20 protein-coding genes are annotated in these 21,351 nt (G+C 72.2%); 3 read left to right on the top strand and 17 right to left on the bottom strand.

Annotation, left to right across the window (positions count from 1 at the left end; translation table 11 throughout):
- Positions 1 to 9: 9 nt before the first annotated feature.
- The 6 genes from Q0963_RS02275 to Q0963_RS02250 all read right to left on the bottom strand — a co-directional run bounded on the left by Q0963_RS02275 (position 10) and on the right by Q0963_RS02250 (position 5,573).
- Positions 10 to 768 (bottom strand): HAD family hydrolase, encoded by a 759-nt coding sequence (locus tag Q0963_RS02275; RefSeq protein ID WP_299441860.1) that lies wholly within the window; start codon positions 766 to 768, stop codon positions 10 to 12.
- Positions 768 to 2,534 (bottom strand): proline--tRNA ligase, encoded by a 1,767-nt coding sequence (locus tag Q0963_RS02270; RefSeq protein ID WP_299441857.1) that lies wholly within the window; start codon positions 2,532 to 2,534, stop codon positions 768 to 770. The genes Q0963_RS02275 and Q0963_RS02270 overlap by 1 nt, the downstream gene beginning before the upstream one ends.
- Positions 2,535 to 2,614: 80 nt before the next feature.
- On the bottom strand, positions 2,615 to 3,481 hold the full coding sequence (locus Q0963_RS02265; RefSeq protein ID WP_299441854.1) for a GNAT family N-acetyltransferase: 867 nt from the start codon (positions 3,479 to 3,481) through the stop codon (positions 2,615 to 2,617).
- Between the two features lie 92 nt (positions 3,482 to 3,573).
- Positions 3,574 to 4,419 (bottom strand): DUF4081 domain-containing GNAT family N-acetyltransferase, encoded by an 846-nt coding sequence (locus Q0963_RS02260; protein WP_299441851.1) that lies wholly within the window; start codon positions 4,417 to 4,419, stop codon positions 3,574 to 3,576.
- A gap of 9 nt (positions 4,420 to 4,428) precedes the next feature.
- Entirely contained in the window at positions 4,429 to 5,040 is a 612-nt protein-coding gene (locus Q0963_RS02255; RefSeq protein WP_299441848.1) for a hypothetical protein, read from the bottom strand.
- Entirely contained in the window at positions 5,037 to 5,573 is a 537-nt protein-coding gene (locus Q0963_RS02250) for a hypothetical protein (RefSeq protein WP_299441845.1), read from the bottom strand. Before Q0963_RS02250 ends, Q0963_RS02255 begins: the two co-directional genes overlap by 4 nt.
- A 165-nt stretch (positions 5,574 to 5,738) precedes the next feature.
- Here Q0963_RS02250 and Q0963_RS02245 point away from each other — a divergent pair, with 165 nt between their 5' ends.
- Both Q0963_RS02245 and Q0963_RS02240 read left to right on the top strand, forming a co-directional pair.
- Positions 5,739 to 6,272: an RNA polymerase sigma factor gene (locus tag Q0963_RS02245; protein WP_299441842.1), complete on the top strand. Its 534-nt coding sequence runs from the start codon at positions 5,739 to 5,741 to the stop codon at positions 6,270 to 6,272.
- Positions 6,269 to 6,916, top strand: a complete 648-nt coding sequence (locus Q0963_RS02240; RefSeq protein WP_299441839.1) for a hypothetical protein — start codon at positions 6,269 to 6,271, stop codon at positions 6,914 to 6,916. Before Q0963_RS02245 ends, Q0963_RS02240 begins: the two co-directional genes overlap by 4 nt.
- Before the next feature lie 21 nt (positions 6,917 to 6,937).
- Here the strand turns inward: Q0963_RS02240 and ispG are convergent, their stop codons facing one another.
- Entirely contained in the window at positions 6,938 to 8,098 is a 1,161-nt protein-coding gene (gene ispG, locus Q0963_RS02235; RefSeq protein ID WP_299441837.1) for a flavodoxin-dependent (E)-4-hydroxy-3-methylbut-2-enyl-diphosphate synthase, read from the bottom strand.
- A gap of 34 nt (positions 8,099 to 8,132) precedes the next feature.
- Here ispG and Q0963_RS02230 point away from each other — a divergent pair, with 34 nt between their 5' ends.
- The gene (locus Q0963_RS02230) at positions 8,133 to 9,083 is read left to right on the top strand and encodes a hypothetical protein (RefSeq protein WP_299441834.1); all 951 of its coding nucleotides are present in this window, start codon (positions 8,133 to 8,135) and stop codon (positions 9,081 to 9,083) included.
- Positions 9,084 to 9,104: 21 nt separating this feature from the next.
- Here Q0963_RS02230 and Q0963_RS02225 read toward each other — a convergent pair whose 3' ends face one another.
- The 10 genes from Q0963_RS02225 to Q0963_RS02180 all read right to left on the bottom strand — a co-directional run bounded on the left by Q0963_RS02225 (position 9,105) and on the right by Q0963_RS02180 (position 21,256).
- Positions 9,105 to 10,469, bottom strand: coding sequence for an RIP metalloprotease (locus Q0963_RS02225; protein ID WP_299441831.1), 1,365 nt, complete (start codon positions 10,467 to 10,469; stop codon positions 9,105 to 9,107).
- Positions 10,466 to 11,668, bottom strand: coding sequence for a 1-deoxy-D-xylulose-5-phosphate reductoisomerase (dxr, locus tag Q0963_RS02220; RefSeq protein ID WP_299441828.1), 1,203 nt, complete (start codon positions 11,666 to 11,668; stop codon positions 10,466 to 10,468). The genes Q0963_RS02225 and dxr overlap by 4 nt, the downstream gene beginning before the upstream one ends.
- Positions 11,669 to 11,715: 47 nt before the next feature.
- Positions 11,716 to 12,756, bottom strand: coding sequence for a DnaB-like helicase C-terminal domain-containing protein (locus Q0963_RS02215; protein WP_299441825.1), 1,041 nt, complete (start codon positions 12,754 to 12,756; stop codon positions 11,716 to 11,718).
- Between the two features lie 76 nt (positions 12,757 to 12,832).
- Entirely contained in the window at positions 12,833 to 14,293 is a 1,461-nt protein-coding gene (locus Q0963_RS02210) for an NAD-dependent succinate-semialdehyde dehydrogenase (RefSeq protein WP_299441822.1), read from the bottom strand.
- A gap of 73 nt (positions 14,294 to 14,366) precedes the next feature.
- Positions 14,367 to 15,632, bottom strand: coding sequence for a saccharopine dehydrogenase family protein (locus Q0963_RS02205; RefSeq protein ID WP_299441819.1), 1,266 nt, complete (start codon positions 15,630 to 15,632; stop codon positions 14,367 to 14,369).
- Positions 15,633 to 15,661: 29 nt separating this feature from the next.
- Positions 15,662 to 16,456: an ABC transporter permease gene (locus Q0963_RS02200; RefSeq protein WP_299441817.1), complete on the bottom strand. Its 795-nt coding sequence runs from the start codon at positions 16,454 to 16,456 to the stop codon at positions 15,662 to 15,664.
- 1 nt (position 16,457) lies between these two features.
- Complete coding sequence (locus tag Q0963_RS02195) at positions 16,458 to 17,372, bottom strand: ABC transporter permease (protein ID WP_299441814.1); 915 nt, start codon at positions 17,370 to 17,372, stop codon at positions 16,458 to 16,460.
- Entirely contained in the window at positions 17,372 to 18,481 is a 1,110-nt protein-coding gene (locus tag Q0963_RS02190) for an ABC transporter ATP-binding protein (RefSeq protein ID WP_299441811.1), read from the bottom strand. The genes Q0963_RS02195 and Q0963_RS02190 overlap by 1 nt, the downstream gene beginning before the upstream one ends.
- Positions 18,481 to 19,722, bottom strand: coding sequence for a spermidine/putrescine ABC transporter substrate-binding protein (locus Q0963_RS02185; protein WP_299441808.1), 1,242 nt, complete (start codon positions 19,720 to 19,722; stop codon positions 18,481 to 18,483). Before Q0963_RS02185 ends, Q0963_RS02190 begins: the two co-directional genes overlap by 1 nt.
- 88 nt (positions 19,723 to 19,810) lie before the next feature.
- On the bottom strand, positions 19,811 to 21,256 hold the full coding sequence (locus Q0963_RS02180; protein ID WP_299441805.1) for a gamma-aminobutyraldehyde dehydrogenase: 1,446 nt from the start codon (positions 21,254 to 21,256) through the stop codon (positions 19,811 to 19,813).
- Between the last annotated feature and the right edge of the window lie 95 nt (positions 21,257 to 21,351).

Below are 21,351 nucleotides of genomic sequence, written 5' to 3'. Positions count from 1 at the left end.
GCGGCCGGGTCACGCGCCGGCCAGCCAGCCGTCGACGACGGTCAGCACGTCGAGCAGCTCGTGGGCCCGCGCGTCGGGGACCGCCGGCACCTCGACGGTCTGGTCCGCCGGGATGCTCGAGTGCGGGATCCAGATGGCGCGCATCCCGACCTGCTGCGGCCCGTGGACGTCCTCGAACAGACGGTCGCCTACGTACACCGCACGCTCCGGCTCGACGTCGACGGCTCGACAGGCCGCGCGGAAGACCTCCGGGTGCGGCTTCACGTGGTCGAGCTCGCTGCTGTACAGGTCGGCGTCGATGAGGTCGAGCACGGCGTCCCGCTCGAAGATCTCGCGGTGGTAGGCGCGGCTCCAGATCGTGTTGGACAGCACCCCGACCCGGATGCCCCGCTCCCGCAACCCCGCCCACAGCGGGCGGACCTGCGGGTCGGTGTGCGTGTGCGGCTCCCAGAACCGCCGGTATGCCGCGAGCGCCAGGTGGTGCCGGTCGTGCGCGGGGTCGATCCCGGCCTCGTCGAGGATGGCCTCGAGGCTCGCCGAGGAGTGCTGGGTCCGGCCTCGGTGCCAGGCCGAGGCCTCGACCTCGAGGATGCGCTCGGCCAGCCGGTGCGCCGCATCGAGGTCCTCCTGCGGGACCTCGTCGGAGGCGAACGGCACGCCGTGGACCTCGCGGGCGAAGACGCGCCACTGCTCGGGGAGGTCGACGTCGTGCCAGGGGGTCAGGGTCCCGCCCCAGTCGAAGACGACCGCCTCGACCGGCCGGCCCATCAGCGGCCGATCTCCGCGAGGATCTCGGCGACGGCGTCGGCGACCGGGACGTCGCGGCGCTCCCCGGAGCGGCGGTCCTTGAGCTCGACGGTCCCGTCGGCCAACCCCCGCCCGACGACGACGATCGTCGGCACCCCGACGAGCTCGGCGTCCTTGAACTTCACGCCGGGGCTGGCCTGGCGACGGTCGTCGAACAGCACCTCGACGCCGTGTGCCTCGAGCGAGCGGGTCAGCTCCTCGGCGTAGGTGAACACCTCGTCGGACTTGCCCGTCGCGACGAGGTGGACGTCGGCGGGGGCGAGCGCCCGCGGCCAGACCAGGCCCAGCTCGTCGTGGTTGCCCTCGGCGATGCAGCCGACGGCCCGGGACACGCCCACGCCGTAGGAGCCCATGACGACCGTGCGCAGCTTGCCGTTCTCGTCGAGCACCTTGAGGTCCAGGGCCTCGGCGTACTTGGTGCCGAGCTGGAACACGTGACCCATCTCGATGCCGCGCGCCGACTCCAGCCCGTGACCGCACGACGGGCAGGCGTCACCGTCGCGTACCTCGGCGGCCTCGATGGTCCCGTCGGCGGTGAAGTCCCGGCCGGCGACGAGGTCGAGGACGTGCCGCCCGGTCTCGTCGGCGCCGGTGACCCAGGCGGTGCCCTCGCCGACGCGGGGGTCGAGGAGGTACCGGATGCCCGAGGGTCGGTCGGTGCCGAGGACCCCGGGGCCGATGTACCCCTTCGCGAGCGTCGGGCGGGCGGCGAAGTCGGCCTCGGCGAACGGCTCGACGACGGCGGGCTCGACCTGCGCCCCGAGGCGCTTCTCGTCGACCTCGCGGTCGCCGGGCAGGCCGATGGCCAGCGGCTCCCGGGTACCGTCGGGGTGGACGAGCATGACGATCACGTTCTTCAGGGTGTCCGCGGCCGACCAGGAGCGGCCGTCCGTGCGCGGGAACGCCGCCTCGAGGTGCGCGACGAGGGTGTCGATGGTGGGGGTGTCGGGGGTGTCCTCGACGTGTGCGGCCGGGACCCCGGAGGCGTCGACCGCCTCGGCGGCCGGCACCCGCACGGCCTCGACGTTCGCGGCGTACCCGCAGTTGCCGCATCGGACGTAGGTGTCCTCGCCGTTCTCGGCCGTCGCGAGGAACTCCTCGGACTTCGACCCGCCCATCGCGCCGGCCATCGCCTCGACGATGACGTAGTGGAAGCCGAGCCGGTCGAAGATCCGCACGTACGCGTCGCGGTGCAGCTGGTAGCTCTTGTCGAGCCCGGCCTCGTCGAGGTCGAAGGAGTAGCTGTCCTTCATGACGAACTCGCGGCCGCGCAGCACCCCGGCCCGCGGCCGGGCCTCGTCGCGGTACTTCGTCTGGATCTGGTAGAGCGCGAGCGGCAGGTCCTTGTACGAGCTGTACATGTCCTTGACGGCGAGGGTGAACATCTCCTCGTGCGTCGGCCCGAGCAGGTAGTCGCCATCCTTGCGGTCCTTGAGCCGGAACACGTTGGGGCCGTACTCGGACCAGCGGCCGGACGCCTCGTAGGGCTCGCGAGGGAGCAGGGCCGGGAAGAGCAGCTCCTGGGCGCCGATGGCGTCCATCTCCTCGCGGACGACGGTCTCGACCTTGCGCAGCACCTTGAGGCCGAGCGGCAACCAGGTGTAGATGCCGGGGCTCACCCGTCGGACGTACCCGGCCCGCACGAGCAGCCGGTGGCTCGGCACCTCAGCGTCCGCCGGGTCCTCGCGAAGGGTTCGCAGGAACAGGGACGACATGCGCATGGCCACGGGGAGGCTCCTGGTGGGTGGGGGTGGACAACCCGGCAAGGATAACGACGCGGGCAGGCATCTCGCGCCGCCCACCCGGCTCAGTCCGGAGTCTGCTCGTAGCGGGCGCGCAGCCCGTGGTCCTCGAACCCGAGGCGCAGGTACAGGTCGTGCGCCGGGTTGTCCACGTTCACCGCGAGCCACACCGCCTCGCACCCGGCCTTGCGCAGCGCGCGCAGCGAGCGGGTGACGAGGTGGGCGCCCAACCCGCGTCCCCGCCAGTCGGGCACGACGCCCACCTGGTCGATCCAGTTCTCGGTGACCGTCACGAAGCCGGCGACCCTCCCCTGCCGGTCGAGGACGACCCGGGAGAGCTCGGGGCGGAAGTCCTCGTCCTCCTGCGAGCCCGCGACCCACTCCTCGCGCGGGGTGTCGGGGAAGCCGGGCCTCGACGCGAACGAGCGGGTGTAGGCGATGTGGAACAGCCCCGCGGTGTCCTCGGACCACGGCAGCGACACCAGGCCCGGGGGGCGCGGGACGCGCGGCATCGCGACGAGCGGGTGCCGCATGACGTGTTCGGCGAAGGTGCGCAGCAGCCCGAGGTGGTCGGCCAGGGCGTCGGACTCCGGTGAGGTGGTCTCGGCCACGAGACGCAGCAGCGAGCCACCCGACCGCTCGAGGGACCAGCGGACCAGCTGCTCCCCGAGGCCCTGCCGGCGCGCCGAGGGGTCGACCAGCCCGGTCGCCGCACGGTGCCCGGTCCCGTCGACGAACACCGACGCCGCCGCGACGAGCTCGCCGATCTCGTCCCGGCCGCCGATGGACTGCCCTCGCAGGAACAGCTGGCGCAGCATCGGCTCACCCGCGAGCTGGGGCAGCCCACCGTCCCGGTCGAGACACCGCTGCGCGAGGTGGGCGAGGGCGGGCAGGTCCTCGTCGGAGAGCGGCTGCCACGAGAGCGTCGACACGGGCGGGTCAGCGACTCGCGGCGCGCGGCGCGCGGCCGACGTGGTGCCAGGAGCGGGGCAGGGCGGGGGCCATGGGACATCCAACCACCCGGTCAGAGCAGGACGGTCGTGAACTCCCCCGCGGCGGTGAACCCGAGACGGTCGTAGGTGGCACGTGCCGCGTGGTTGAAGTCGTTGACGTAGAGGGTGACCAGCGGTGCGGGGCCGGCCATCACCTGCTCGAGCACTGCAGCGAGCATCGGCCCGGCGAGACCCTGACCCCGCAGCCGCGGCGCGACCCAGACCCCCTGCAGCTGCGCGCAGCCGAGGGCGAGGCTGCCGATGTCGGTCTTGAAGAGCACCTCACCGTCCTCGACGACGACGTAGGTGTGGCCGCGGGCGATGATCGACGCGAGCGAGGCCCGGTAGCCCCGGCTCGACCCGGTGTACGGCGGGTACCCGATCTCGGCGGTGAACATGTGCTCGGCGGCGGGGAGGACCAGGTCGACCTCGTCGGGCCTGGCCGGCCGGACCCGGGGGTCGGGCTCGATGCCGAGGACCGAGGGCGGCCGGTCGGCGACGAGCAGAGGCTGGTGCGCGCGCACGGCCCGGGCCGGGCCCCACTGCGGCTCGAGGTGCTCCCAGAGACCGACGACCTCCTCGCGCGCCCCGAAGATCGACGCGCACCGGCCCCGCCAGCGTCGCAGCCGCTCGGCGAACGCGGCGCGGTCCCCGGCGGTGGTCCCGACCGGGACGACGTTGGCACTCGCCCAGACGAGGCCGGTCAGTGCGCCCTCGTCGCGGTGGCCGAGGACCGAGGACAGCGAGCCGGAGCGCGCGCCCTCGAGGATGCGGGCCGCCACGAACACCGACCGCGGCAGGTCGCGGGCGCACAGGTCGAGCGCGGCGTCGCGCTCGTCGAGCGACAGCGGCCGGACCGGGGATCGTGTGCGGAGCACGACACCAGCCTAGGGCGCGAGCGTCGTGGTCCGCTGCGCGGCGCCTCCCTCCGTCGAGGGCCCGGTCGCCACGCGGTCGGCCGGAGCACCGGAGACGGTGAGCGGCCCCGCGACCGGCGGACGCCACCGCCGGACGAGCTCGCGGGCAGCCCATCCCTCGACGGCGAGACAGCCGCCGAGGAGGGCGACCCCGGCCAGCTGGCGCCCGGTGAGGGAACCGTCGAGCTCGTGGACGACCGCCCCCAGGGTGAGCGCCACCAGCGCTGCTCCCGGGAGAGCGAGCCAGCGGCGTCTGTCGAGCAGCATGACGCCCCCGACGACGCCCGGGAGCATGAGGATCCCGGCGGCCCCGAAGAGCAGGACGATGGGCAGCCCGAGGAGCCGCCACCAGGGCGTCCACCCCGACTGTCGGGCGAGGCGCACGACGGCGACGAGCCCACCGACCAGCGACGCCGTGCCGATGATCCCCAATGTGCCGGCCCAGGTGAACTCCGGGTTCGTGGCCAGGAGCCGCATGAAGCCACGGGCCAGGACGCCCCACGCGAGGCCGGCGGCGACGCCGATCCCGAGCACCCGCAGAACGCGTCCGCTGCCGTGGGTACCGCCTGACCGCCTGGTCACCAGACGACCGGAAGGCACGCCAGCCGGGCCCCGGCAGCCCCGGTGTGGTGGTCGGTGGGCAGGGCGTGGATGACGACCGACCGGGTGCCCGGCGCGGGGACGAACGGCACCGATGCCGTCGCGGTGCCGCCACCGTGGTGGACCTCGAGGTCCAACCACACTTCGGTGTCCTCGCTGATCTCGGGCTCGCTGCTGCCGGCGAGGACGTCGGTGTTGTAGTGGCCGAGCGCTGCCGCGCCGTTGCCGGCGACGCACGGACCGACGTGCAGGTGGGCACCGAAGGTCGTCCCGTCGGCACCCTCGATCCCCCGTACCCGCAGGACGGCGTGCGAGCCCCGCGCCGACGCGACGATCTGCACAGCGGCGGCCGCGCCGTCCAGGGGCCCTGCGACGGCGGGTTGGAGGTCGGAGAGAGGGCCGGCTGCCCGCACGACCGGACCGCCCGCGACGGCGGAGGCCGGGATCGTCACGGCGAGGCTGGTGAGCGCCACAATGGCCGGCACGGCGAGTGCACGGCGGGAGGAGTACGACATGGGTGTCCCTTCGGTCAGGCCCGCGCAGATGCGGACACCAGGCAGACGCGGGACCCGTCCCCCGCGGGTGACACCCGAGCCGGGCAAGAGATGCACAGCCGCCGCTCCGATCTTCGTCAGGTTGTCGTGTCACCCGTTCGCCCGCCCCGGACGTCCGTCGGAGTGATGGAGGTGGTGGCGACCGGGCTGAGTCGGGTCGACGTCGCGAACAGCGGTTCGGTCGACGTCGCCGCGGTGTTCGACGCCGAGGCGGCCTCCCTCACGCGCCTCGCCCGCTTCTACGTCGACGACAAGACCGCCGCCGAGGACCTCGTCCAGGAGGCCTTCATCCGCTTCGCCCGGCATCACGGCCGGTTGCGCGACCCCGCCCGCGCCGCGGCCTACCTGCGCTCGATCGTCATCAACCTCGCCCGCGACCACAACCGGCGCGGCTTCGTGTCGTGGCGGCACCGGCCCCCGGCACAACCGGACACCCCGTCGGCCGCCGACACGGCGGAGGAGCGTGCCGAGCGCGCAGCCGTCGTCCAGGCGTTGCGTGCTCTGCCCCGGCGGCAGCGCGACTGCGTCACGCTGCGCTACTACTACGACATGCCCGTCGCCGAGATCGCGGCCACCCTGGGGCTGTCGTCGAACACCGTGAAGACCCATCTCCAACGGGGGCTCGACTCCCTTGGCGCGACCTTGGAGGCAGACCGATGACCCAGCTCGAGGACCGTATCGCCAAGGCCCTGACCCAGTCCCCCACCACCCCGTCGCCGGACCTGTTCGACCGTGTCGTCGAGAGCATCGACGCAGACCGCAGGCGGCGGCGCACCGGGTTCCTGACCGCAGCCGTCGCGGTCACCGTGGTGGCCGCGACAGCGACCGCCGTCCTCCACCTGACCCCCCGCACGAACGGAGCCCTCGCCATGCCCTGGTGGATCCTCGAGATCGCCGTCACCCTCGTCCTCGTCGCCATCGCGATCTGGCTCGGACCGTTCATCAAGCGGTTCGGCCGGGCCTACGCCGCAGACGTCTTCCACGACAACCCGCTCACCGGCAAGAGCTACATCGTGCTCACGGACATCGTGTACTACCTGATCTTCTCCGCGTACATCCTCTTCGGGGTGCACTTCGGCCCCCAGAGCGACTGGCGCAACGAGGTCTCCGGCCTCGTGACGGCCGAACAGCTGACCTTCTCGGCGGCCAGGGTGGGCGGGATCCTCCTGATCATCGGGATCCTGCACGGCCTGAACATCGTGCTCATGCCGGTGCTGGGGCGGCTCTTCTCCCTCAACCGCCGGGTGCCGTCGCCGCCGGATCCCCGTCATCCGGCCGGGGACCAGCCGGGCTGGTCGCCGTGAGGGCCGGCCGAGGTCGGCGGGTCAGCCGACGGTGACCGAGGGGGCGCCTGCGGTCTCCTCGTCCATCGGCTCGCCCATCTCCTCGGCGATCCGCATGGCCTCCTCGATGAGCGTCTCGACGATCTGGCTCTCGGGGACGGTCTTGATGACCTCGCCCTTGACGAAGATCTGGCCCTTGCCGTTGCCGGAGGCGACGCCGAGGTCGGCCTCGCGGGCCTCGCCGGGGCCGTTCACGACGCAGCCCATGACGGCGACCCGCAGCGGGACGGTCATCCCCTCGAGGCCGGCGGTGACCTCGTCGGCGAGCTTGTAGACGTCGACCTGCGCGCGCCCGCACGACGGGCACGACACGATCTCGAGCTTGCGCGGGCGCAGGTTGAGCGACTGGAGGATCTGGATGCCGACCTTGACCTCCTCGACCGGCGGTGCCGAGAGGGAGACCCGGATGGTGTCGCCGATGCCCTGGCTGAGCAGCGCCCCGAAGGCGGTCGCGGACTTGATCGTGCCCTGGAACGCCGGGCCCGCCTCGGTGACCCCGAGGTGGAGCGGCCAGTCGCCGCGCTCGGCGAGCATCTGGTAGGCGCGGACCATGACGACGGGGTCGTTGTGCTTGACCGAGATCTTGAAGTCGTGGAAGTCGTGCTCCTCGAAGAGGCTCGCCTCCCACACCGCGGACTCCACGAGCGCCTCGGCCGTCGGCTTGCCGTACTTCTCGAGGAGCCGCTTGTCGAGCGATCCGGCGTTGACCCCGATCCGGATGGACACCCCCGCGTCCTTGGCCCGGCGGGCGATCTCGCCGACCTGGTCGTCGAACTGGCGGATGTTGCCGGGGTTGACCCGCACGGCGGCACAGCCGGCGTCGATGGCGGCGTAGACGTACTTCGGCTGGAAGTGGATGTCGGCGATGACGGGGATCTGGCTCTTGCGGGCGATCGTGGGCAGCGCGTCGGCGTCGTCCTGGGTGGGGCACGCGACCCGAACGATGTCGCAGCCCGAGGCGGTGAGCTCGGCGATCTGCTGCAGCGTGGCGTTGATGTCGGTCGTCGGGGTCGTCGTCATCGACTGCACGGACACCGGTGCGTCGCCGCCCACCTCGACCTTGCCGACACGGATCTTGCGGCTCTGGCGGCGCGGGGCGATGACGGGCGGAGGCGCGGCGGGCATACCGAGGGAGACGGACATGGAACCCAGGGTACGGTCCGTTCCTCAGAGGATCATGAGCACCCAGCCCCCGACCCGGACCGCCCTCGACGAGGCGCTCACCGCGCACGCCGAGGCGGTGCGGCTGCGCGCCGAGCTCGCCGGGCTCCGCCAGGAGGAGGCGGCGCTGCGCGAGCGGGCCGTCGGGGCGCGCGAGTCCCACGAGAAGGAGGCCCGCGACGTCGAGCGCCTCGAGGGACCGGGGCTCACCTCGCTCGTCGCCTCCCTCCGGGGCAGCCGGGTCGAGGACCTGCACCGCGAGCGGGCCGAGGAGGCCAGGGCCCGAGACGCGGCCCGGGCCGCCCTGACCCGGCTGCAGGCGGTCGAGGCCCGCGCCGAGACGGTCGACCGGCGGCTCGCCGTGCTCGGCGACACCGCCACCGCCCGCGAACAGGCCGTCTCCGCGCACGCCGACGCGCTGCGCGCCGCCGGCTCGCCGCTGGCGCCGGAGCTCGACGCCGTGTGCGCCGAGCTCGAGGCCACCCGGGGCCAGGTCGCCGACCTCGAGCGCGCCCGCGCGGCCGGGGCGCGCGCCGCCGCGAGCCTCGAGAGCGCCGCACGCCGGCTGTCGTCGGCCGGGTCGTGGTCGACCTACGACACCTTCGCCGGCGGCGGCATGCTGGCGTCGTCGGTCAAGCACCAGCACGCCGAGGAGGCGTCCCGCAGCATCGCGGCCGCACAGCACGACCTCGTCGAGTTCGCGAGCGCCCTGCGGGACCCGGGCGCCCTGACCGGGCTGCGCGCCGACCTGGGCATCGACGGCCTCACCCGGGGTCTGGACGTCTGGTTCGACAACCTCGTCACCGACTGGTCGGTGCGCTCCCGCATCAAGGACGCGGCCGCGCGGGTCGACGCGGCCCTGGCCGCTGTACGGGAGGCGCTGGGCACGACCTCGCAGCGGCTCGTCGGCCTGCACGAGCACGTCGAGGAGCTGCGGGCCCGCCGGGACGAGCTGGTCGGCGCGTGACCGCCCGGACCGCGGCGGCGGTCAGCCGCCGAGGTCGATGGGGTTGACGACGTCGGCGTAGATGAGCAGGGCCGACATCCCGATGAGCAGGATCGCGACGGAGTACGCCAATGGCAGCGCCTTCGCGACGTCGACGAACCCCGGGTCCGGGCGGCCCCGGAGCCTGGCCCACTGCCGCTTCGTGCCCTCCCAGAGGGCGCCCGCGACGTGCCCGCCGTCGAGCGGCAGCAGCGGGATGAGGTTGAACAGGAAGAGCACGAGGTTGAGCGTCGCGATGAGGCCGACGAGGAACCAGAACCGGTCGGCGAAGGAGCCGCCGGTGAGGTTGTCGAGGCGCCCCGAGGAGGCCTCGCCGGCGACCCGGCCGACCCCGACGACGGACATCGGGCCGTCGACCTGCCGTTCGGCGCCCGAGAACGCGGCGTCCCACACCCCCACCATCCGCTCGGGGACGTGCACGAGCGCCACCGCGGTCCTGCTCAGCCCGGTCCACAGGATCTCGGGGACGGCGCTCATCGGCTGCCGGACGGTCTCGGCGGCCTGGCGGGTCGTGACCCCGAGGAAGCCCGCCTCCACGGTCTGGGCGACCCCGTCGGGCCCCACGACGGGCAGGCCGGTGGAGTCCAGGACGGGCAGCACGTTGCGGATCGGGGTGGCGGTGAGTGTGAGGCGCTCGCCGGCACGCTCGACGACGATGTCGACGGGGTTCCCGGCGGCCGGGCGGACGAGGGCGCTGACGTCGGTCAGCTCCTCGACCGGCGCGCCGCCGATCGACACGATGCGGTCCTCGGGCCGGATCCCCGCGGCCAGCGCGGGGGTCGCGGGCCGGCCCTCGCAGGAGACCGTCTGGGTCACGTCGGTGGCCGGGACGACGCACTGCGAGACGGACTGGACGACGGCGCCCGGCTGGGGGGTGAGGATGCCGTGGGACGTGACGAGGATCGTGAGGAGGATGACGCCGATGAGGAGGTTCATCGTCGGCCCCCCGAGCATGATGACGACCTTCTTGGGGACCGAGAGCTTGTAGAAGACCCGGTCCTCGTCGCCGGGCCGGAGCTCCTCGAGGCTCGCCGCGCGCGCCTCGTCGACGAGCTGGCTGAACCGCCCGGTGCTCGAGCCGCGCAGGGTGCCCGCGGGGTCGCCGGGGCGGGGCGGGAACATCCCGATCATCCGGATGTAGCCGCCGAGCGGGATCGCCTTGAGCCCGTACTCGGTCTCGCCCCGACGGGTGGACCACACGGTGGGACCGAACCCGACCATGTACTGCGGCACCCGCAGCCCGAACCGCTTGGCCGGCACGAGGTGGCCCACCTCGTGGAGGGCGATGGACAGCGCGAGGCCGACCGCCATGAAGACGACGCCGACGACGAACGCGAGGGTGGTCACGAACTCTCTCCCGAGTGCTGCTGGACGGCTCCGGCCCCGACGAGCTGACGGGCACGGCCCCGGGCCCACCGGTCCGCGGTGAGCACCGAGTCGACGCTCGACGCGTCGATCTCACTCCCATTGTGCGCCTCGACGACGCGTTCGACGGTGTCGACGATCGAGACGAAGGGCAGGAGCCCGTCGTGGAAGGCGTCGACGCACACCTCGTTCGCCGCGTTGTAGACGGCCGGGAAGGTGCCCCCGGCCTGGCCGACCTGCCGGGCCAGCCGTACGGCCGGGAAGGCCTCGTCGTCCAGGGGGTGGAACTCCCAGGACTGCGCCCGGGTCCAGTCGCACGGGACGTCGACGTCCTCGAGCCGGTCGGGCCAGGACAGCCCCAGGCCGATGGGCACGAGCATCCGTGGCGGGCCGCACTGGGCGATCGTCGACCCGTCGTGGAACTCGACCATCGAGTGGATCTGCTGCTGCGGGTGGACGACCACCTCGATCCGGTCGAAGGGGACGTCGAAGAGCAGGTGCGCCTCGATGACCTCGAGCCCCTTGTTGACGAGCGTCGCCGAGTTCGTCGTGATGACGCGCCCCATCGCGAAGTTGGGGTGCGCCAGGGCCTGCTCCGGGGTGACCTCGGCCAGCGAGGCCCGGGAGCGGCCCCGGAACGGCCCGCCGCTCGCGGTGACGACGAGGCGCCGGACCTCGGCGGCCCGGCCGCCGCGCAGGCACTGCGCGATGGCGCTGTGCTCGGAGTCGACCGGCACGATCTGCCCGGGGGCGGCCGCGGCCTTGACCAGGGGGCCGCCGACGATGAGCGACTCCTTGTTCGCGAGCGCCAGGGTCGAGCCGGCGGCGAGGGCCGCCAGGGTGGGGCGCAGCCCGATCGAGCCGGTGATGCCGTTGAGGACGACGTCTGCGCCGCAGCCAGCCGCGGTGGTCGCGGCGTCGTCGCCGACCACGACCTCCGGCCGGTACGTGGGGTCACCCGCCGCGGTCGTGATGGCGTCGCGGAGGTCCTCGACCCGCCCACCGGCCGCGACGACGAGCTCGGCGCGGGTCGCGGCGGCCTGGGCGGCCAGGAGGGGCACGTTGCTGCCGGCCGAGAGCGCGACGACGCGGAAGCGGTCGGGGTGGGCGGCGACGACCTCGAGCGCCTGGGTGCCGATCGAGCCGGTGGAGCCGAGGACGGCGACGGTGCGGAGAGTCACCGGTCCATTGTCACCGGCGGCCTCGTCGGTGCGCTGCCCGGCCCCGGTCACGTCGTGAAGATGCGCTCCTCGATGAGCCGCTCGGAGACGACCCGGACCGTGGGGTAGAAACGGCCGTACTCGAAGTTCTTCTGCACCTCGAGCTCGATCGACCCCGTCCCGTGCCGGTTCTTCTCGACCGTGATGACCGACCACCGGCGGTAGATCTTGATCGCGCCGAGGTCGTACACGAGGTGCTCGCGCGAAATGATGTTGTCCTTGCTCGCGAGGATCAGCACGACGTCCGCCTCGTACGCCAGCGCCGAGGACCCGCGCAGGTCGCGGGTGCGCATCCGGTGCCCGCTGCTGAGGCTCTCGCGGTCGGCCGCCGAGATCGCGACGACCGGGCACTCGAGCTCCATCGCGAGGTCCTTGAGGCTCTCGGTGATGACGGTGATGCGGCTGACCTCGTCCTCCTGCACCCCGGGCCGCGGGATCTTCTGGAGGTAGTCGACGAGGACGACCGGCGGCTCGCCGGCCTCCTCGGCGATGGCCATGACGACGTCGGCGATCTCCTCGACCGTGGTCTGGCTGTTGGACTCGTGGATGTGGAGCCGCTCGGCGTACGCGTCCATCATGCTGAGCGCCGCCCGCCCGTACGCGAGCTGGCCGAGCGCCTCGGCCAGACCGTGCCGGTGCGGGTCCTCGGCCTCGAAGACGGCGCGGAACGCGTGCACGTTGGCTGCGGACGACACCGGCTGGTCGGAGGCCTCGGCGGCGCACGCGGCCTCGAGCCCGAGCAGCCGCTGGACCACGGTCTGCGCCTCGTGCTCGAAGGAGAAGATGACGGCGTGCCGCCCTCTGCTCACGGCGTTGCGGATCATCTGGACGGCCAGGGTCGTCTTGCCGGAACCCTCGCTGCCGCCGAGGAGGACGAGCTCGCCGGAGCGCAGGCCGCCGTTGAGCGTGGAGTCCAGCAGGTCGAACCCGGTGGGCCACACGACCGCGCCGGGGCGGTCGCCGTGGCGCAGGGCGTCGTCGGTCTCGTCGAGCAGGGTCCGCACCGACCGGCGCCGGTCGGTGCGGTGAGGGCTCCGCAACTCAGTCATGGCGTCAGTCCACCATCCCCGGTGCCCCGTGCGCACCGACCTGGCCCGGATCCTGTCCCAACGGATGAGGCCGTCATCAGGTGGCGATGCCGACGTACTTGACCTCGAGGTACTCCTCGATGCCCTCGGCGCCGCCCTCGCGCCCGAAACCGGAGTGCTTGACGCCCCCGAACGGCGCGGCGGGATTCGACACGATGCCGGTGTTGATGCCGACCATCCCGAACTCCAGCGCCTCCGCCACCCGCAGGACCCGGGCGTTGTCGCGGGTGTAGACGTACCCGACGAGCCCGTACTCGGTGGCGTTGGCGCGGGCGACGGCCTCGGCCTCGTCGGCGAAGGTGGCGACGGGGGCGACGGGGCCGAAGATCTCCTCGGTGAGGCACCGGGCGTCGTCGGGGACGTCGGCGAGCACGGTCGGCTCGTAGAAGTGGCCACGTCCCGGCACGACGGCCCCTCCGGTGAGCACCCGGGCGCCGCGGCCCACGGCGTCCTCGACGAGGGCGTGCACGTCGGCGCGGGCCTTGTCGGTGATGAGCGGGCCGACGTCGACGCCCTTCTTGGTCCCCTTGCCGACCGTGAGGGCCCCCATCCGCGCCGCCAGCTTGCGGGTGAACTCCTCGGCCACGGACTCGTGCACGAAGAAGCGGTTGGCGGCCGTGCACGCCTCACCGATGTTGCGCATCTTCGCGAGCATCGCCCCGTCGACGGCGGCGTCGATGTCGGCGTCCTCGAAGACGAGGAAGGGCGCGTTGCCCCCGAGCTCCATCGAGACCCGGAGCAGCTGCTCGGCGGACTGCTCGACGAGCTTCTTCCCGACCGCTGTCGAGCCGGTGAAGGTGAGCTTGCGCAGCCGGGGGTCGCGGATGACCGGCGCGCAGGCGCCCGCGCTGTCGGTCGTCGTGATGACGTTGAGGACCCCGGCGGGCAGACCGGACTCCTGGAGCACCTGCGCGAGGTGCAGCATGGTGAGCGGGGTCTCGGCGGCCGGCTTGATGACCATGGTGCAGCCCGCGGCGACGGCCGGACCGATCTTGCGGGTGCCCATGGCGAGCGGGAAGTTCCAGGGCGTGATCATGAGCGTCGGCCCCACGGGCTGGCGCATCGTGAGCAGCCGGGTGGCGCCGTTCGGAGCGACGGCGTACTGGCCGCGGACCCGGACTGCCTCCTCCGAGAACCAGCGCAGGAACTCCGCACCATAGGTCACCTCGCCGCGAGCCTCCGCGAGGGTCTTGCCCATCTCGAGGGTCATGAGCATCGCGAACTCGTCGGCGCGGGCGGTGACGGCCTCGAACGCCGTGCGCAGGATCTCACCGCGGTCCCGCGGGGCGGTGGCAGCCCAGGCGGGCTGCGCCTCGGCGGCGGCGGCGAGCGCCGCGACCGCGTCCTCGGGGGTCGCGTCGGCGCACGTCGTCAGCGTGCCGCCGGTCGCGGGGTCGTGCACGTCGAACCGGGCGGCGCCACTGGCCTCCCGCCAGGTGCCGCCGATGAGCAGCCCGGTGGGCACCGCGTCGATGAGCGACTTCTGGGTGATGGTCATGGGCTCCTCCGGGTCGGGGGCTGGGTGGTGCGCCTGGGTCGAGGGTAGGCCGCAGTCGGGCCGTCCCCTGGGCTCAGCGGTCCTCGAGGCCCCAGGGCGAGCCGTAGCCCTGGGGCTTCGGAGCGGCCAGCAGGTCGAGGAAGGGGACGGCGTCGAAGGCCTCCGGGCCGAGGACGCCGACCCCGGACCAGGTGCCGGCGGCGAGCAGCTCGAGGGCGATGACGGGGTTGACCGCGGTCTGCCAGACGACGCACTGGCTGTCGTACTCGCGCATCGTGTCGGCGTTGTCGACGACGTGGTACAGGTACGTGCTCCGCGGGCGGCCGTCGGTGCCCGTCCCGGTCACGTACACCCCGGCGCACGTCTTGCCCTCCATCCGAGGGCCGATGGTCAGCGGGTCGGGCAGCACCGCGGCCACGACGTCGCGGGGGCTGACCTGCACGCCGCCGACGGTCACCGGGTCGGTGCGGTCCAGGCCGAGGGTGTGCAGGGTGCGCAGGATGGTGATCATCTCCTCGCCGAGGCCGTACTTGAAGCTGACCCGCTTCGCGTCGAGCCACCGCGGCATGAGGAGCACCTCCTCGTGCTCGACGTGGACGCACTCGACGGGGCCGATGCCCTCGGGGAAGTCGAAGACCTCGGGCTCGCTGAACGGCGGCAGGGTGAACCAGCCGCCGTCGGGCTCACCGGCGCGGTCCTTCTCCCAGACGACGGGCGGGTTGAGGCACTCCTCGATGATCGTCCACATCGAGAACCCGGGCGCGAACACCTCGGTGCCGTGCTCGTCGCGGATGACGAGGTTCGCGCCGTCCCGGGTGCCGAGCTCGTTGATCTCGGCGAACAGGTGGTCGGCGGCGTACCGGGCGAAGACGTCCGACAGCCCCGGCTCGACCCCGATCCCGACGAGGGCGAGGCGACCGTCGGCCTCCCACTCCCCCGCCCGGGCGAACTGCTCGTCGCCGAGCTTGACCCCGACCTTGGCGTACGGCTCCTGCGGGTGACGCCGCGACAGGCTCATCGCCATGTCGAGGTAGTCGGCGCCGGCGGCGCGGGTGCCCTCGAAGATCGGGACCACGAAGCGCGGGTCGACGGCGTTGAGGACGTGCGTCGCCCCGACCTCGCGGGCGAGGGCCTCGACCGCCGCCGGGTCCGAGGCGTCGACCTGTGCGGCGCTGAACCGGGCCTCCCCCGCGCGGCGGGCCGAGGCCGCGGCCACCGTCCGCTGCGCACGCGAGACGTCGTGGTCGGCGACGACCCACGCCGCGAAGAAGTCGCGGTCGGCGGCGATCCGGGCAGCGGCGTCGCCGACCCCGCCGGCGCCGACCATGAGGACCCGCATCGCTCCTGCGGTGCCCGCGGTGCCGCCCATCAGGACCGGGCCCGGTCGCGGCGGGCCGTGAGCAGCTGCCCCGCGACGACGACGACGAGCGCGATGAGGAACATCATCGTGCCGATGACGTTGACCTGCACCGGTGCCCCGCGTTGGGCGGCGCCCCACACGTACATGGGGAAGGTGATCGAGCTGGGGCTCGCGTTGAAGTTGGTGATGATGTAGTCGTCGAAGCTCAGCGAGAACGCGAGCAGGGCGCCGGCGAGGATGCCCGGGAAGGCGAGCGGGAAGGTCACCCGCAGGAACGTCTGCACCGGCGTCGACCCGAGGTCGGCCGCGGCCTCCTCGAGCCGGGGGTCGAGGGTGGCGACCCGGGCCTTGACCGCGACGACGACGAACGAGATGCAGAACATGATGTGCGCGATCGTCACCGCGAGCTGGCCCGAGGGCAGGCCGATCATGAGGAAGAGCGTGAGCAGGCTCGAGCCCATGACGACCTCCGGGGTCGCCATCGGCATGAAGATCAGCAGGTTGGTGCCGGACCGGCCGCGGAACCGGTAGCGGCCCAGGGCGAACGCGATCATCGTCCCCAGCGCCGTGGCCGTGAGCGACGCGACGAGCCCGATCCGCAGGGACAGGCCGAGGGAGTCGCAGATGCCCTGCGCGCCGCACGGGTTCGTCCACGCGTCGACGGAGAACTCCTGCCACGTGTAGTTGTAGCGGCCCACGGGGTTGTTGAACGAGAACACGGCGACGACCGCGTTGGGGATGAGCATGTAGACGAGCACGAGGATCGCCACGATGACGAGGAGGTGGCGTCGGAGCCAGCGCATGTCAGACCAGCTCCTCGGTGCCGGCCCGGCGCACGTACGTCGTGACGAGCGCGAGGATGAGCAGGAGCAGCACGAACGACAGCGCGGCGGCCAGGGGGTAGTCGAGGACCCGGAGGAACTGGGTGTCGATGACCTGCCCGATCATGATGGTCTGGGTGTTGCCGAGCAGGCGGGAGTTGATGTAGTCGCCGGCGGCGGGGATGAACGTCAGGAGCGTCCCGGCGACGACGCCCGGCAGCGACATCGGCCAGGTGACGTGCCGGAAGGCCTGGAACGGGGAGGCGTACAGGTCCTCGGCGGCCTCGACGAGCCGGTGGTCGAGGCGGTCCAGGGACGCGTAGAGCGGCAGGATCATGAACGGGAGGAAGTTGTAGGTGAGCCCCGCGATGACGGCGAACTTCGAGGACAGCAGGGTGTCGTTGTTGATGAGGTTCGCGGCCTGGAGCAGGTCGGTGATGTGCAGCCGCTGGGCGAGCTCGGTGACCGGCCCGGTGTCCGAGAGGATCGTGCGCCACGCGAGGGTGCGGATGAGGAAGCTCGTGAAGAAGGGCGCGACGACGAGGACGAGCATGAGGTTCTGGAACCGCCCGGCCTTCTGGGCGATGACGTACGCGAGCGGGTAGGCCAGCAGCAGCGCGAAGACCGTCGCCGCGCCGGCGTAGCCGACCGAGCGCAGCAGGTGCGGCCAGTACTTCTGCAGCGCGTCCGCGTACACCGACACGTTGCCGGTGAACACGTACCCGTCGAAGACGTTGCCCTCCTGGAGGGACTGCGAGCCGAGGGTGAACATCGGGGCCGCGAAGAACACGAGCAGCCACAGCAGCCCGGGAGCCAGCAGCGCGTAGGGGACCCACCCCACATGTCGCCGGCGCGGCCGTGCGGGCGCGCCCCCCGTGCCGAGGGCGACCTCGGCCATCAGGCCACCTCGTCCATGCCCGCGTGGTCGTCCTGCGCGGCGTCGAGGACGAACTCGCGCCCGGGCTCCCACGACAGCGTCACGTTCTCGTTGACCGCGGCGCGGGCCGAGCCGTCGTTCTGCTGGACGACGACGACGTCGGCGCCGGCGGCGGTGCGGACGAGGTACTGGGTCGCCACCCCGGTGAACGAGGCGTCGACGACCGTGCCGTGCAGCCGGTTGCGCCCACCGCTCTCGCCCAGGGTCAGCTTCTCGGGGCGCACCCCGACCCACACGTCGGTGAGCCCGTCGGGCACCTTCGCGGCGTCGATGACCACCTCGTTGCCCTGGACGTCGGCACGGGCCAGGCCCTCGCCGGCCGACCCGGTGACCCGGGCCCGCAGGAGGTTGGACTGGCCGAGGAAGTTGGCGACGAACGTCGACGTCGGCTTCTCGTACAAGGTGGTGGGGTCGGCCAGCTGCTCGAGGTGGCCGCCGTTCATGACCGCGATCCGGTCGGCCATCGTCATGGCCTCCTCCTGGTCGTGGGTGACGTGGATGAACGTCAGCCCGACCTCCTGCTGGATCCGCTTGAGCTCGATCTGCATCTGCCGGCGCAGCTTGAGGTCGAGCGCGCCGAGCGGCTCGTCGAGCAGCAGCACGTCGGGGCGGTTGACGAGCGCGCGGGCGAGGGCGACCCGCTGCTGCATGCCACCGGAGAGCTGGTTCGGGCGCTTGGCGGCGGTGTGCCCGAGCTGGACGAGGTCGAGGGCCTCCTGCGCCTTGCGCTTGGCGTCCTTGTCCTTCTTGCGCCGCAGCCCGAACGCGACGTTGTCCAGGACCGACATGTGCGGGAAGAGCGCGTAGGACTGGAACACCGTGTTGACGTTGCGCTGGTAGGCGCGGGCGTGGGTGATGTCGGTGTCGCCGATGAGGATCCGCCCGTCGGTCGGCTCCTCGAGCCCGGCGACCATCCGCAACGTCGTCGTCTTCCCGCAGCCCGACGGGCCGAGCAGCGCGAAGAACGAGCCCTCCGGGATCGTGAGGTCGAGCGGGTGGACGGCGGTGAACTCGCCGAAGCGCTTCGACAGCCCGACGAGCTGCAGGTCGCCGGATTCGTGCTCGGCCATCAGGAGGCGGTGAGGTCCGCGAACTCGGAGGAGTACTTCTGCTCCTCCTCGGCGGTGAGACCGCGGAACACGTGGGCGCCCTGGAGCACCTCGTCGCTCGGGACGATCAGCTCGTTGCCGGCCAGCTCGGCGTCGATCTTCTCGAGCTCCTCCCTCGTGCCCTGCACCGGCGGGATGTAGTTGACCCACGCCTCGACCTCGGCCATGACGGCCGGCTGGTAGTAGTAGTTGATGAGGGTCTCGGCGTTCTTCTTGTGCTTGGCCAGCGCCGGGATGACGAAGTTGTCGGACCAGAGGGTGAAGCCCGCCTCGGGGAGCGCGTACTGCACGGCCTCGTTCTCGAACTGCAGCTGGACGATGTCGCCGGTCCAGGCCACGCAGGCCGCGATGTCGCCCTTGGTGAGCCCGTCGGTGTAGTCGTTGCCGGTGAAGCCCTTGAGCTGGCCGGAGTCCTTGGCCTTGCGGAGCATGTCCATCGCGGCCTCGAAGTCGGCGTCGGTGAAGTTCGCGGGGTCCTTGCCCAGCTCGAGCAGGACGAGGCCGAGGGTGTCCCGCATCTCGGTGAGGAGGGTGACCTTGCCCTTGAGGGCCGGGTCGGTGAGGAGCTGGGTCATCGACTCGATCTTCTTGCCGCCGGTCGCGTCGAGGTTGTAGGCGATGCCCGCGAAGCCGCTCTGCCACGGCAGCGAGAACTTGCGGCCCGGGTCGAACTCGACGTCCTTCAGCGACTCGACGAGGTTGGCCTGCCCGTTGGGGATGTTGCCGTAGTCGAGCTCCTGGACGTAGCCCTGCTGGATGAGCCGGGCCACCATCCAGTCGGTGCTGCACCACACGTCGCGACCGGTGTCCTCGCCGGCGGCGAGCAGCGGGCGCACCTTGGCGTAGAACTCGTCGTTGTCGTTGTAGTCCTCGGTGTAGTTGACCTCGATGCCGGTCTCCTTCGTGAAGGCATCGAGGGACGGCCGCGACTTCTCGTCCTCGGAGACGTCGATGTACTGGGTCCAGTTCGACCAGTTGACGACCTTCTCGGTGTCGCTGAGGTCCTGGGCGGCCTTGGCGGTGGGGGCCGCCCCGCCGCCGGTCGTGCCGCCGCCGGTGCCCTCGCTGCCGCAGGCGGCCAGGCTCAGGGAGGCGCCGATCCCGAACGCGCCGGCCATGACGGCGCGGCGGGTGGTGAGGCCGCGGCTGAGCGCGGCCCGCGTGGCGGGGGAGGTGAGGTCGAGGGGGTGACGGTCGGTCATCGGTGGCTCCTGGAGTGGGAAGGGACCGGACGGGTCGTATCGGCGCTGGTCGGCAGCGTGCGGGGCTCGGGTGGGTGGGGGCTCATGGTCAGGACTCGATGTTCGCCATGACGTGCTTGATCCGGGTGTAGTCCTCGAACCCGTACATCGACAGGTCCTTGCCGTACCCGGACTTCTTGTAGCCGCCGTGCGGCATCTCGGCGACGAGCGGGATGTGGGTGTTGATCCAGACGCAGCCGAAGTCGAGCGCGCGCGACATCCGCATCGCGCGCCCGAAGTCCTTGGTCCAGACAGACGACGCGAGGCCGTAGTCGACGCCGTTGGCCCAGCGCAGGGCCTCGTCCTCGTCGGTGAAACGCTGGACGGTGATGACCGGCCCGAAGATCTCGTTCTGGACGGCCTCGTCGTCCTGGTGGAGGCCGGAGACGACGGTGGGCTCGAGGTAGAAGCCGTCGCCGAGGTCGGTGACGCGGTGGCCACCGGCGGCGATCGAGGCGTGGTCCGGCAGCCGGTCGAGGAACCCCGTGACCCGGCTCAGCTGCTGGGCGTTGTTGACCGGCCCGAAGAGGGCGTCGTCGTCGTCCGGCCGGCCGACCGGGGCCGAGCCCTTCGCGTACTCCGCGAGCGCCGCGACGAAGTCGTCGTGGATGCCGGGGGCGGCGAGCACGCGCGTCGCCGCGGTGCAGTCCTGCCCGGCGTTGAAGTACCCCGCGACGGCGATGCCCTCGACGGCGGCCTCGATGTCGGCGTCGTCGAAGACGACGACCGGGGCCTTGCCGCCGAGCTCGAGGTGGACCCGCTTGACCTGGGGGGCCGCGCTCGCCGCGACCTCCGCCCCGGCCCGGACCGACCCGGTGATGGCGACGAGCGAGGGGGTGGGGTGCTCGACGACGAGCCGGCCGGTGTCGCGGTCCCCGGTGACGACGTTGAGGGTGCCGGCCGGGAGGAACTCGGAGGCGATCTCGGCGAGCAGCAGGGTGGACTCGGGGGTGGTGTCGCTCGGCTTGAGGACGACGGTGTTGCCGGCGGCCAGCGCCGGGGCGATCTTCCACACCGCCATGAGCAGCGGGTAGTTCCACGGGGTGACCTGGCCGACGACACCGATCGGCTCGCGGCGCACCCACGAGGTGTGGCCGGCCATGTACTCCCCCGCAGCCCTGCCCTCGAGCACCCGGGCCGCGCCGGCGAAGAACCGCAGCTGGTCGACCATCGGCGGGATCTCCTCGCTCGCGGTGAGCGCGTGGATCTTGCCGGTGTTCTCGGACTCGACGCGGATGATCTCCTCGGCGCGGGACTCGATGGCGTCCGCGATCTTCAGCAGCGCCTGCTGGCGCTCGCTCGGCGTGGTCCGGCCCCACTCCGCGAACGCCTTCGACGCGGCGGCGTACGCGGCGTCGACGTCCTCGGCGCCGCTGACCGGGGCCGTGGCGACGACCTGGCCCGTGGCCGGGTTGACCACGTCGGTCGTCGTGTCGCCGCCGGCGTCGGCGAAGGCTCCGTCGACGAAGTTGCGCAGGGTGCGAGGGCTGCTCATGGACGATGCTCCCGGGAACGTTGGGTGACCGTTGACTGTGGTCGAACACTAGGGCCTGAACCGCGCATTCACTAGCCCATGTGTCCAAATCGTAG

Source organism: uncultured Phycicoccus sp., from assembly GCF_947495705.1.
Taxonomy (GTDB): domain Bacteria; phylum Actinomycetota; class Actinomycetes; order Actinomycetales; family Dermatophilaceae; genus Phycicoccus.
Note: the sequence above shows the minus strand (reverse complement) of the source record. Positions and strands in the feature narration are given on the sequence as shown.